This window comes from Methylomonas montana, assembly GCF_030490285.1.
Lineage (GTDB): Bacteria > Pseudomonadota > Gammaproteobacteria > Methylococcales > Methylomonadaceae > Methylomonas > Methylomonas montana.
In genome coordinates this window covers 2,366,003-2,379,244 of record NZ_CP129884.1, presented here as the reverse complement: position 1 = coordinate 2,379,244, position 13,242 = coordinate 2,366,003, and the positions used below count along the sequence as shown (strand labels likewise).

General features: G+C 55.2%; 7 protein-coding genes. 3 read left to right on the top strand and 4 right to left on the bottom strand.

The features are described 5' to 3' along the window. Positions 1-101: 101 nt before the first annotated feature. Positions 102-1,412, bottom strand: a complete 1,311-nt coding sequence (locus QZJ86_RS10975; protein ID WP_301670448.1) for an IS1380 family transposase — start codon at positions 1,410-1,412, stop codon at positions 102-104. 620 nt (positions 1,413-2,032) lie between these two features. Next, positions 2,033-3,601 (bottom strand): Fic family protein, encoded by a 1,569-nt coding sequence (locus QZJ86_RS10970; RefSeq protein WP_301670447.1) that lies wholly within the window; start codon positions 3,599-3,601, stop codon positions 2,033-2,035. A 1,579-nt stretch (positions 3,602-5,180) separates the two neighbouring features. Here QZJ86_RS10970 and QZJ86_RS10965 point away from each other — a divergent pair. The 3 genes from QZJ86_RS10965 to QZJ86_RS10955 are packed head-to-tail and all read left to right on the top strand — an operon-like array spanning position 5,181 to position 7,766. Beyond that, complete coding sequence (locus QZJ86_RS10965; protein WP_301670446.1) at positions 5,181-6,227, top strand: integrase domain-containing protein; 1,047 nt, start codon at positions 5,181-5,183, stop codon at positions 6,225-6,227. Further along, complete coding sequence (locus tag QZJ86_RS10960; protein WP_301670445.1) at positions 6,211-6,531, top strand: hypothetical protein; 321 nt, start codon at positions 6,211-6,213, stop codon at positions 6,529-6,531. The genes QZJ86_RS10965 and QZJ86_RS10960 overlap by 17 nt, the downstream gene beginning before the upstream one ends. Then, positions 6,528-7,766: a DUF1173 family protein gene (locus QZJ86_RS10955; RefSeq protein ID WP_301670444.1), complete on the top strand. Its 1,239-nt coding sequence runs from the start codon at positions 6,528-6,530 to the stop codon at positions 7,764-7,766. The genes QZJ86_RS10960 and QZJ86_RS10955 overlap by 4 nt, the downstream gene beginning before the upstream one ends. Positions 7,767-8,042: 276 nt before the next feature. Here QZJ86_RS10955 and QZJ86_RS10950 read toward each other — a convergent pair whose 3' ends face one another. Then, complete coding sequence (locus QZJ86_RS10950) at positions 8,043-11,018, bottom strand: hypothetical protein (protein WP_301670443.1); 2,976 nt, start codon at positions 11,016-11,018, stop codon at positions 8,043-8,045. After that, positions 10,918-13,122: an NACHT domain-containing protein gene (locus tag QZJ86_RS10945; protein WP_301670442.1), complete on the bottom strand. Its 2,205-nt coding sequence runs from the start codon at positions 13,120-13,122 to the stop codon at positions 10,918-10,920. Before QZJ86_RS10945 ends, QZJ86_RS10950 begins: the two co-directional genes overlap by 101 nt. Between the last annotated feature and the right edge of the window lie 120 nt (positions 13,123-13,242).

Genomic DNA, 13,242 nt, shown 5'->3' with positions numbered 1-13,242 from the left:
AGTTTGTTCAGATCATTGCGAAAATGGGTGATTTGCAGAACGCAAGGTGCAGTGCCCCTTACCCCGTTGTTTAATCGTGCCGGGAACAGCACGCCATGAGGTCAAGGCGCTAAAGCGCGCGAGGCGGTGAGAAAGGTTTCCCGCTCAGGATGGTGAGAGGCCAACAGAATACGGATACGGCGGCTGTTGCGGATCACGGAGGCGCCTATCTTGAGCAATTTGACGCGGATGGTCGCGGCTTGGGCGTTTGCCAGTTCAGTGCCGACCAGAGCGATGCTGCGTAGACGTTGCATCAGGGTATAGGCCAAGGCGGCGAGCAACAGACGCAACCAGTTGGCCAGGAACGCATGACAACTGGCACGGGTGCCGAACAAGTCCAGTTGCGTTTCCTTGATACGGTTTTCGGCTTCGCCGCGCAGGCAATAGAGTTCATCGTAAAGTGACTCAGGCGGCAAATCGAGGTTGGTGACCACGAAACGTGGATTACGGCCTTGGCTGCCGAATTCGAGTCGGGTCACCAGACGCCGTTCGCGGTTCCACGACTTGGCGGCATACCGAAATTCACGGATCATGCGCTGTTTGCTGTGTGTCTTGGCAAAATCCGCTTCCAGCTCGGCTTCCCAGTCAGCGACGGCTTTCTGCAAGCGGGCATTGCGTGCCACGCCGATCACATAACCCACGTCATGGCGTTCGCACCAGCGAATGAGTAGTTGCCGGCAAAACCCGGAATCGCCGCGAACGATGAACTTTGTCTCCGGCCAAGCCTGACGCAACCGGCTCAGCAAAAGTTTGATGACGGCGGCGGCTTGTTTGGCGCCATCGATGCGACTTGGTCGTAACACACAACTCAGCATGGCCTGGCCGCAAAACACGTACAGCGGCAAATAACAATAGTGATCGTAGTAGCCGTGAAACTCCGCCAACTCCTGGTCACCGTGCAACGGAACGTCGGAAGCATCGATGTCGAGAATCAGTTCCGCCGGTGCCTTGTGATGCGAGGCGATGAACTGCTCGACCAGCACCTGATTCAACGCCAGGATGTCGGCACGCGATGCTCGGTTTTCCAGACGTGAAAAGGTTGGGCTGCTGGCCAGCGGTTCCACCTTGCCGACCGCCGTTTGCAGGAGAGGATCATGCCGTAGCCGATCATGATCGTTCAGGTCCTCGTAGCCGCAGCACAAACCGTATAGCCGCTGGGCGATCAGATCGCGTAACGAATGGATAATTCGATCCGGATCGCGTGGATCATGCAGAACCTGTGCAATTGCTTTTGACAAACCGATGCGTCGGTCGATTTGCCGTAACAGCACCAATCCGCCATCCGAACTGATGGCTCCACCTTGAAAATTTGCTTCAATCACCCGGCGGCCCAAGCGCCCAAAATTCATCGAATCAGCGGTACAATTTGGCATCGGCACAGTCTCCACATAAATCCACTTCGCAAACAGATTTTATGCGGGTTTAAAGGCTGTGCCGAACTCTTTTTGGTGAAATATCCGGGCTAGTTTTTGTTGGATTGCGTCGGACAATAAAAAACCCGCGAAGCCAGTAAACTTGCGGGTTTTTGGATTGGGTTGCATCCGTTTGGATGCATAAATGGTGCTCATACCTCAATCGAATCAAGCCTACAAGTCAATAAAATCAACATGAGATAAAAATTTTTAATAAAGTTACTGGAATTGTTACTGCATTTTTAATTTGCTGCCTACTGTGAGTACGAAAAACGGAATCACAGAGCGAGGCCACTTGATCGAAATGCTCCATTTTTTAGCTAGCCGAGCCTTGAGGCTCTTTGAATAAAAATGGGACTTTTTAAAGAGAACCAGAGAACTAAGGGAACTAAGGGAACTAAGGGAACTATCAATAATAACGAGGGCTGCAGAAGTTCTCTACGATTTTGGGCGAGGGAACCGAGAGAAAAAATCGTTTTTTAACTTGCCTCATCGACAACTATCTAGGTTGTCGCCGCTCATTTTTAGTGGTTATTTATTAGCTTTCAAATCACCGGTACTCGGCAGAATTCGCAGTAGCCTTACTCACCGCTCTCGTCAGATATTCCAATAACCGATATGTCGAACTCGTCCTGCACGATTTTAATGATCTCCGAACCAATATCTGCTTCACTTAGCAAAGGAAACTCTTTGCAAAGTTTGTTTGAAATTTTGCCATGGGAATTACGAATCGAACGAATGATGCGATCAATATCCGTGTCTGGGCCATCCAGGACTTCTTTAATGCGGGCGCGGGTGACACGGATGCTACGCAAATAGCCGGCTTCTTTGCGCATTTCCTGGTTGATCGTCCGATCGATGATTTGAACAAGGTATTCGCAGTGTGCGGTCAAGTCGGGATAGCGCCAAACCGAACAAGCATCGGAGTAGCTATTAAAGTAAAAATTGTAATCAACGCCATCGGCACCTTTGCTCTGCGATCCAAAATGGTATTGATCTTGATAATGCCGCATCAATGGTTTTGAAAGCACTTCCAATATTTGATCGTACCCATATCGGTTTTGGGAAGAACTAATAATGGTTGCTGAGACCGGTAAAATAAAAGGAGCGGATACTGCCTGATCACGGCGCAAGCTATCGTTGATTAGAAACCGGGAAATACGGCCATTACCATCCGCCATAGGATGGATATACACAAACCCAAATGACAATACTGCCGCTCTGACCAGGGGGGATTTATCGAGTGTTCGACCCGCGAACTCCGAAAGACCCGATAACATCGATTCGGTGTCTTCCCAGTGCGGCGCTATGTAATGAACAATGGTTAAGGCCTGAAAATCATTTTCACCGACAAATACCGGTGATTGCCTAAGACCATAGCGTGTCGCCCTTGAGCCCAGGATTTCGGCCTGTAATTCCGATAAGGACGATAAATTCAGTGGATTTTCAATCTGTCCACAGTACTTTTCCATGACAGCGGCAAAGCGCTTTATCCGATCAGTCTGTTGGTCTTCGCGCTCTATGCTAAAGCTTGCCTGACTCTCCTTGACCGTGAGCCACACAGCGCTGCGCATGAGTAAATCTTGACCATACTCAGCTTCGAGCTTGCTCAGGCTTTGTTGGCAATCATAGGATTCGGCGGCTTTTACCTTGTTCGTTAGATAAATCACCGGGCAATAGTTGCGGTTACCTGGCAAATTATTACGAACCCGCCAGCGCTGATTGTTGTCAGGGTTGCTTGCCGTAAAATAATGCTTGGCATCAATGGCGTCGACATAATTGCCAACGCTCACACCCTTGAAGTTTAATTGCCGACCGGTCAGCCATTCATAAAAAAAACCCGTTCGCCGCGCATATTGGCCACTGGGTTCAGCATTAACCCATTCTTCAATTTCGGTAACCGGAACAACTTCAAACAGTCGCGCTAAAAATTCGAGATGAATGCCTTCACGCTTGAGCGCAAAAGTCATATGATCCAAGAAAGTATCTTCTGGCTTGAAGGCTGGCGGATAGAATTCATGAATAAGCCCATCGACTCGCTCGGTTGAGCGCGATTTTACGATTTGGCTATCTATTCGAAACGGTTGAACAGTCTTGATGTTGTACCTTTCAGCCAGCCATCGATAGCCCGCCCACTGACCTAAAGACATATAAAACAGCTCCAATTAATCATTTTTTGCCTATCATATTAATTTCTTATATAGAATTAAACAAAATTAAAAGAAATCATATAAAGACAGATATTCGTTGTTGGGCTGGATGGTTAGATTAGAACTTTTGATGATCACGTCTATCAACGCCAGTTGACACCTCACAACAGCCGGTATTGCCACTCTGAGCAAACCCGAGCGCTTTAACTGCTCTTGGTTCCCGCTCAATTTTCACGGCCGAATTTCCCGAAAATCATGCTTATCCTTGAAGCTGAATTGTCCAGTAAAATCCAACGCCGTCCAGCCTGTGTTTTCCTTTTAACCAATTGAAATAAAATGAAAAAATCATTTGACACTGGCTCGGTATCAACCCCAAAATAGCCCCGCACGTAGAATTTTTCAGGGCGAAATTTTCATAGATCTGTTGGCTCAGCAGTTGAAGTAGGGAGCAAAACCAACTCATTGTCCCTGTATCGGGATGGCATGAAGCCGTTGGCAGCATGTGTCCGTGCGCTTTAGGTGACGCGTCCACTATATAAATATATTTTTTGGTGCAGATGGAGTGTTGAAAACGCTCTTTCTGGGTCGGCAGGGAAAATGCGCCTTGATGAAAGGTACGGTCGCTGTCGATAGTGAAGCATTTTATAAATTCATCAACGATCGTCTGCCGATCGCTGAGTAATCCAAAGCGCCTTGATGGCGCAAACCGATAGACCGCGCGAGTAGAGTTTCGAAAGGTGGTGTTGCCGTTGCGCGTGTGCAGACGCGCAGAAATTTTGTCTGGAACACCGGTTCCGCAAAATGGATACTGAAAGGTCGTTTGACCAATTCAGTGGTGGCAATCGTTCGCTATGGTTTTATATCAATCGTCCCCATCTGGATCGGCGTCAGGCGACTGCCTGCCCGCCAGAGTAAGGCGGTTGAACCTCTCTAAAGAATCCCGACCTCCCGTTTTCTGATCGACCTGTGCCACCGGCGGACGCTTTTGCCGGCGAAGCAGTTGGCTCAGTCACGTGGATTCGATCTGGATTCCCTTCCATGCCATACCCGGACGTTCAAAAAACGCTCACAGGTAAAAACTGAATCCCGCTGTTTCGCCGTTTCTAAAAAACAGAAACAGAACGGGATTTAAGCATTTCCATTAAGTAAATCAACCGGATACCTGCGTAACAGTCACGGGTTTTGCCGGGTCAGTCTGTCTCGAACGTGTAAGGGGCCGAGTTTAGCGTCGCAATTGGACGCTGAATCCGTCTGGCCAGCACCCCGAGTTCGTCACCGACCGACACCAATTACTCGCCCGCGCAGCGAGTCATAAGCCGCGCACCTTACACTAGGTATACACCTTAGCCGGGTAGGCAACCCGTGCGTCAACACTCATCGTCATGAGTTTGGCCTTGTATACCCAAGTGGGGTTGGAGCCGGGGTCCCCCGCTCATGACGAAAGAACAACCGTTTTACCAAGGCCACCCCGGCTCCCTTGTTCAAAGCCGACTGCTGATGCGTATGGCATTGCCCATGACATCAGTACCAGTCCGCTTTGGACAAGGGAGTCTGTTGACCACTTTTTTGGAGGTTAACCATGTCAATCGATTTACCCGACGAATACCAGGCAAACCAGACTGGGACCGGTATATGTTCAAGTCCTCCCGATGACCAAGCGTCACGACCATTGACGGCGGGTCGAAAGCGAGGCCGCAATCTAGGCCTGGGTAGTCGCAACCTGACCCGAGCCGGCAAAACCTGCGCCCATCAATCCGGCAAGGCCTTCGCTACGCGCGGCACACTCGCCGAGCGCTGGTCGGTATTTGCCAAATGGCTGGAACAGACCCAGGGCGGTAAACGCATGGAAGACATTAACCGCGATCACGTGATGGCATATGGCCAGGCATTGAAAGCACGAGTGGAACGTGATGAATTGAAAGCCTCGACCGCGCAACTGTATGTCTCGGCGGTCAATAGCATCATGACCTCCGCAACACAAGGCGAATGGCAAACGGTCAGTCCTACGCGAGATTGCGGCATACCCAAAAGGCGCTACATTCCTGAAACCAGCAAAGCCATGCCTCAGGCGCAGCACGACCAGTTGCAAGCCTGCATCGATGACGAACGCATTGTCGCCTTGCTCAATCTGCAACGGACATTGGGGCTGCGATTCAAGGAATCGGCCTTGCTGGATGCGCAAAAAGCGCTTGGCCAAGCACATCGGGAAAACCGCATCACGGTCTTTAGCGGCACCAAAGGTGGTAAAAGGCGTCACGTGCTGGTGTCAACGGAAGCCATGGCGGCACTGGAAACAGCTGCCAGCCTGCAGGATGGACGCTTGATGATTCCCGCCAATCTGCGCTATGTCGATTTTCGCGACCACTGCTACCGCCAAGCGCAACAGCTGCAATTCCAGTTTCACGGCCAGCGCCACAACTACGCCCAGCAGCGTTACCAAGCCTTAACCGGCGTCCCGGCACCGATCAACACCGATATTGCAAAATCGGCCTGGCCTGCCTACATGGCAATGCAGTTGCACATTGACGAATCCACCGCCGAAAAACTGGATCAACGCGCCCGAAGAATTTTGTCGCAAGAACTGGGTCATGAGCGTCTGGAGGTGGTGTGTGTCTATATTGGTTAAACAGATCCAGGCGCTGGCCCACCACTATGTCCGCCAAGGCGCCAAAGCCCATCGCCGCTTGCAGGTCGGCCGGATGATCAAGTTCGTCGAATTCATCGATCAGACCGAGCGACCGCACAACCTGCACGAAATCGGCAAACGTCATGTCATTGCCTTCTGGAAAGCCCATCGCGACCTGGCCCCGAAAACCGCCCATGCCTATTGGCTGGCGTTGTGCGTGATCTGGGAATGGACGGACAAACCGGGCCAGCCGCCTAAACCGTTGTGTATTGCCAAATCCGAACTCAAGGAGGATCAGCCATGAGCGAATTACTACTGGATGGCGAAACCTACGACTATCTGTGGCTGAACGATCGCAACCATTCCAAAGCCCAACAAATCTTGCGCCGGTATCATGGCGGCAACGACCGACCCCGCTGTCAGTGTCTGAAGGACACTCGGAATCGGGAATTGGTCATCAAAGCCCGTGGCCCACGTTATTATCTGGCCCGGAAAGCCGACACCAGCCATCACCATGCCGAATGGTGTCTTTTGTGCGAACCACCGGAAACCGGAAGTCCATCCGCCAAACAAAAACCGGCTGTCCAGTACGAAGGCGATACGGTCAACGTCAAACTGTGTACCAAACTGACACGCATTAATGGCACGATCGAGCAAATAACCGATAAACCGCTTGCCGAAGACAAACCCCATCCCCAGCGCAGCAAGGCCCCCAGCCTTAAAGCGAGCCGTGCATCCACCGGGCTAGTAGGATTTTTCCATGCCCTGCTCCAGAAAGCCCAGCTGAACCTCTGGCAGCCGAAGCAATCGGAACGCCCGTTTGCAGCATCTACCCGAGCACTGGCTAAAGCGGCGCAAACCGTCACCCTGGAAAAACAGCAACCCGTTGCGGAGCGCCTGGTCATTACCCTCTGGGAACGGAACCTGGAGCACAGCCAAACCATCAACCTGGCTGCGCTGCAAACCAGGACAGCCAATCCACAACAAGCGGCCATCGTGGTCGGTGAACTCATGGAGTGCCGGGACGCCAGGAAGGTCGAAGGCTCCCTTGGGCTCAAATTGAAACTGTTGAACGTCCCGCTGTGGCTGCTGCGGCCCGTGGCCAGAAAGGCGACCCACAGCTTTGGCCAGTTATTCGGCGAAATTGGCAAGCCCGATCGTCGGATTCTGGCGATTGCGGTGGTATTTCGAAATAAAGCAAGTTTTGTCGTTAGCGACATCGGACTGATCCGCACCAACCGGCAATTCATTCCGGTCGACTCATCTTACGAACTGCAGGTAGCCGACAAACTGATCGCCGAACGGCACGCATTCAGCAAGCCGTTGAAACTAGATGAAGAACTGCGATACCTGCCGGATTTTCTGTTACACGATTGCCAGGTACCCTGGGCATTGGAGGTGTTTGGCATGACCAATGATGACCAATACCAGGCTCATAAGCTGGAAAAGCTTCAGTATTATCGGGACCATGGCATTCCATGTTGGCATTGGGAACCTGCAGTCGATAAAGTGATGCTGGGTTTTCCGGTTAAGACATGAACTGTGCCATCGGCAGGTCTCGGCCGATTCTGTTGAAAAAGTCGGTTTTTAGCGCATTTTGGCTATTTTCGATGATTCTCTTTTTTTTAAATTATTGTTTTAATTGAAAATAGATTTTGTAGACTGAGCCAATTTTTCAAAAAGGGATTTTTTCAACACAATTGGCCAAAAGCCGACCACCACGTTTTTTAAATCAATAGCAAGTGACGTTCTAAATCGTTGAGAAAGTCCACGGCACATCTTACAGCCAATTACTTGGGAAGATATTGGGGGGCATCAGGCAGCTGGTGTAACGAAATCGTCCCGCATCCTGAACGCGGCGGAAGAACCGCTCTCGACAAGAACATCGAGCACATAGAGGATCGCGTCGCGCAGGGTCGGATCGCGCTTGAGTTCCAGCGGCCGTGTGTAGACATGCCGTTGGAGAAGAACTTCGAGCATGAAGACGGTGTTGGACTCGCGCAGCATGTCGGTGGGGTTTCCGCGCCTGAGCGCGTTCGCGATGCGCATAAAGGCAGCGGGCATGGAACGCTCGCCGATGTGATAGAGGAAACGGACGTAGCTGTCCAGCACGATCCAGACCGGCGGCAGCGCGTCGAAGAGCGCGTCGACGTTGTGGGCATAGCTTTCCAGACTCCGCCAGTGCCGCACGTTGTCCTTCCACCACGCAGTCAGGAAGATCGTCGACAGCACTTCGCTGCCGTGCGGATGTTCCCTGTCCAGATGCGCGAGCCACTTGGCGCGCTTGACCTGCTCGGCAAACAGATTCCACAGGAACCAGTAGTGCGGTGTGTTGGGATTGCTGTCCTCGCTTGTTGTGAACCCTTGTATGACGCTGTGGACCTCGCGCGGATGCCGGTCGACGGTGTCGAGGATCGGCTGGAGGACTTTCTTGGCATCGGCGTCTGGCGCCCGCATCGCAAATTGCTGAATGCGGTTGGATATCTCCTGCTCCCTGTGAAAATTCCTATTGCGCCGGTCGGGAGAACGATCATGCTTACGGTTCCAGCACTCCACCAAGTCTTCGCTGGCGCGTCGGTGTGCGGCCACCGCAAGAGCCTCGTTCGGCACCTGGCCGAGGATCGTGAGGACCTTCGCGTTCGCCTCGGCTCCGAATATCTCCGTGATGTCGAGCCTGACGTGCGCATCTGCGGCGATTTCCCCCTCGGTCCAGAACCGCTGGCGGACTTCTTCAGCCGCGGCTGCGGAGATCGAGGCTGACGTGCGCCGTTTGTCGTAGTGCATCTCCTCAGCCCTCCAGATGCGATCGGCAAACGCGGCCTCTGTCGCGATGGCATTGACGGCGCGCAGGGCAAGGGAGCGGTTCGCGGCCCAGAACTTGTCGTCGATGCCCCAAGTGGCGTACCAGCGGACCTCGTCAATCGGATGGCTTAGCGCGACAACAAAGGCTTGGCGCACGCGCGGCGTCTGGGTCTCCGTCAGGGACTTGGAGAGCACCAACGGAACAACAAAGGCACATGGGCGATCCGCCAGCATCGAGAAACGCTGCATGCGGTCGATTGTTCCCCATTGGTCTGCGTGCCGTGAGACTTCGGAGCAGATGACGTCGACGCACCAGTCCTTCTCTTCTGGCGACATCGCGTCCCAGCGATCGCGGACGCAGACGGCAGCGACAAATCCCGGAGCGTTGCGGCTGTTGTCCGGATGTTCCGCAGTGCGGTCCATGCCTTTGGCACTTGCCAGCATATCCCGCCACCGCGCAGGGTCGGCAGAGTCCGCCTCGCGCCGGAAGGTCTTGAGGCCCCACATGTGCACACCCAGCCGGGCATTCATTTCGCCCAGTGTCTTTGTGCTCTCGTCAACGAGTTGCTGCACTTCGGGAGCCGGAGGCTTGGGTTCGAGCCGAATGTAGTTATTCTGAGGCTCCTCGCCGTCAGTTGCCGGTGTCTCGTCCCCTGCGGGCTGGATTTCGGCCACGTCGTACTGACGGAAGTCCATCCGGTGCAGTGCAAGCTGCCAAGTGAGGTCTTCCTTGTCGCGTTTCTTCGGCGCGGGCAGTGCCGCGATGTAGCGGTCGATGATGGTGTGAACCCGCGGGGCCAGAGGACCGAGTTGCAGGTTTGCGATAGCCGCTTCAAGGTCATGCATGCGGTGCGGCAGCGCGTTCGACTTCTTCCGCTCCTCTTCGAAGAACTTCTTTTCGGCGCTGAGGGTCGGAAACAATCCCGTGAGGCTCGAAGTCTGGTGCTCGCCGGCCATGCGGCTGCGATCAATCTCGACGTAGTCCTGCACCGACAGCAGCACCAGAAGGGCCTCGCCCGACCGGTGAGGATGAGCAGTCGCCACGCTTGCGACGACAGCTGCGAGCGCGGCGGAATCGCTACGTTGGAGGATTTCGAGCAGCACCGCGTCGAGCCCCTCGGGATGGGATTTGGCGTAGTCGAGCAACCACTTCTCGAAGGCCATCAGCAGCGACTGGAGCACATAAGGACCGACAGTCATGCCGCGGTAAAGGCCCCAGAGGCGCGAGTTGACCCATTGCTTCCGCCTGGTGCCGTCCGCAAACATGAGCTCGACTTCCCAGGCGGGTTCGAGGGGGGCATGGAAACGCGGATGCGCATACCACTCGGCACTGTGGTTGAAGACCTGGATCAGGAAGTCGAGACCCTTTCTCGGGTGGTGCGAGAGCAGGTTGATCCACGGCCCTCGGAAGGCACTGGCAGGGAAAAAATTGTGGTGCAGGTGCTCCTTGATACCGAAGTAAAGGTCAACGTCGATGGTCGATCGGCCGTACGGTTCCTCGCGCAGATACTCCTCCGTTGCGAGGAATCTATCCAGTGCGACGGAGATCAAAAGGTCCGGTAGGTAGCGCGCCGTGGGCGCGCCGTCGAGGCCCGTAAGAAGAATGTCCTGGAAGTCTTCGGCGACGGGATCGTGGTGCCATCCCTCCCTAATCTGTCCGCGCAAAACGGCTTCGAAGCGCGCGGGGGCGGCCTTCGGGATCTTCGCAATCACCTTCAGAATGCGTTTCCGGGCATCGTCTCCCCTGTAGTGATCAAAGTGTGGGAGGAGCCAATGGGCAATGCCGGTAACATGTTCGGCCCCGTCGATGTCCGGTGCCCACCAACTGACGCCGCGCACGGCATCCTCGATCAATGCGAGAAGCAGCGGTGCTTCTTCCGTTCCGAAGCTACCTATGTTGCGGTGAACCAGTCCCACGACGGTTGCCCAGACCGCGCCGTCCGGCACGCTCAGGATGGAGCTGTGGCCGCGCACGTCGGCAAGCCACACCGGGCGACGTCACACAGGCGACGCGCAGGAGGTGGATGACCCGCTTGAGGATGGCGCGGTCATTGGCGAGCAGCTCGGCCTCGTGCCGCGTCAGGAATTCTGACGCCGACGGTGCTTTCAGCAGTGAGACCAACGTATCGTCGCGGAACTGGGCGGGCACGTCGGGCTGGGCGATGGCCGCGCTGAACAGCCGGTCCGCTGCGGGTGCGTCGCGGTCGACCAGTTCGGCAACCCACTTCCGGTACGAGCGGCGCACCGCAGGATGCGGCCCTATCGCTGACGACAGCGCATTGAACGCCGTCTCATCCGTGAGGTGCCGTTCCTCGATCCATTGCAGGATGGCCCAGTCCTCGAGGACATCGTGCGTCGTGGCCACGAGCAAAGGATTGGTGTCGGGAGAAACAACGAGGGAGTCCTGTTTGAGGAGGGCGATGGCTGCGGCATTAAGTCCCGTCGCTGGCACGTAATCCGACAGGGCACGCGCCCTGCGTACCGCCAGCTCCTGCAAAGCCACTTCGCGCAGGCGCGGCATGCCGCCGGCCGGATTCTGGTCTGCGCGCACGATCTGCCGCCAGAAGACGGCGCGGAAATCGCGCTCGTTCTCCGGAAGCGGACGTCCTGCATCCCACGGAATCTGCAATGCCTTGTCGATGAAGTACGGGTTCCGCAGGATCTCGCGCAGGGCGGGGTTAGCGAGTGGCACTGCCAGCGACGGAAAGGCGGCCTGGACGTCCTGCAATTCGGTGTCGTCAAGCGGCGGAACTTCGATGACCGCGTGATCAATCCCTGCCGCCTGGAGAAAGCTGGCCTGCACCTGCCCCACGGAATAATCGCGGCAGGTCATGAGAATACCGAGGCCGTCGTCGCCCTGGGCGAGAGTCATGAGGTCGCTGAACGCGTCGCGCGTCGGCTTTTCGAGCAGGCGTTCGACGCTCTCGATCACGAGGACCTTGCGGCCCTGCGCGCCGAGGATGGCCTGAAGCTCGGTGGCTCGCGCAGGAATCTGGCTGTTGTGGAGTGTTTCGTCGATGTGAGCGACGGCGAATTCCTCCACTCGGAACCCGAAGGCGAAAAATTCGCGGGAGAGAAAGGCCACCGCCTCCTTCCCAATGACGGATTTGCCGCTGCCGGCTGGCCCCGTTATCAGGACGACTTGCTTCGCCTCGACGGCCGCAATCACCTTTTGGACGATACCGGAGCGCCGTAGATGGAAGGCCGGTCCAATCGTGGTCAGGGTCTTGCGGAGCACGAATTCAGTGTGGTTCCTCAGTGCCGCCAGTACACGCTGCTCGTTCGCGCCCACCTCGCCGTACGCCTGGACGAGAGCAGCTGGAAGGTCGGCGCGTTTCAGGCTCCGCGCGCCCGGTCCGGCCTCGCTCGCGAAGGTCAGAAGGGCGTTCCACGCGGCTGTCGCGCTCGCGACAGGATCCGGATCGGTTGACTTGAGGGCAAGCAGCGTCTTGATAAGCGCCTCGGTCTGGCGCGTGGAGGTATGCAGGTCGAGGCTCAGAACGTGCAGTACGCGCAGGAAGGGCCACAGGTCATTGGCGGTGACGGGCGTCCCTTCCAGTTTGCTGACGATCTCGCGAAGTTCATTGCACTGATGGACGGACTTCTTTGAGATAAAACCGTCGAGGGACAGCTGTCTTTCGAACTCCTCACCGTCAGCTGCGCCTCTGGCGCAGTCGAGCAGCCCGACAAAATTCTCGATGAGCACGTTCGTGCCGCGCAGCGTCACTAGAACAAAGCGGTCGTACTGGGGATTGAAAGGGACGGCCTTCTTAAAATCCTTCCAGAAATCGCCAATGGCCTTCTTGCATTCGTCATCGGCAGCACTGATGGTGAAGCTGCGCTTCACCTGCCCGACGAGGCGCGCAGTCGCCGCCCCTGTGCGCGCGCAGACGACTCGGACATCGTCCGTATTGAAGCCGAGATGCTCAGTCTGGAAATGGACTTCGGTGACGCCGGTATCGGTCAAGATCGGCGGGATGCTGCGGACGAGCAACTGGACGAGCCAGTACGCCGCGACGTGTTGCTCGAAGAACACGCCCTCACCACCGGTGGAAATCGGACTTGAAACTCGTTTCTGGCTTGGGCCATTCATGCAATCTACCAAGTGTTCTAATGTTTCTTTTGTCGGGGAAGTCATTCAAAGACTAGTGTAGAACTGGTCTTTGAGATCTAACCAGACGCGCGTTGCTGCTGCGGGGTTAAAGGCTTGTCT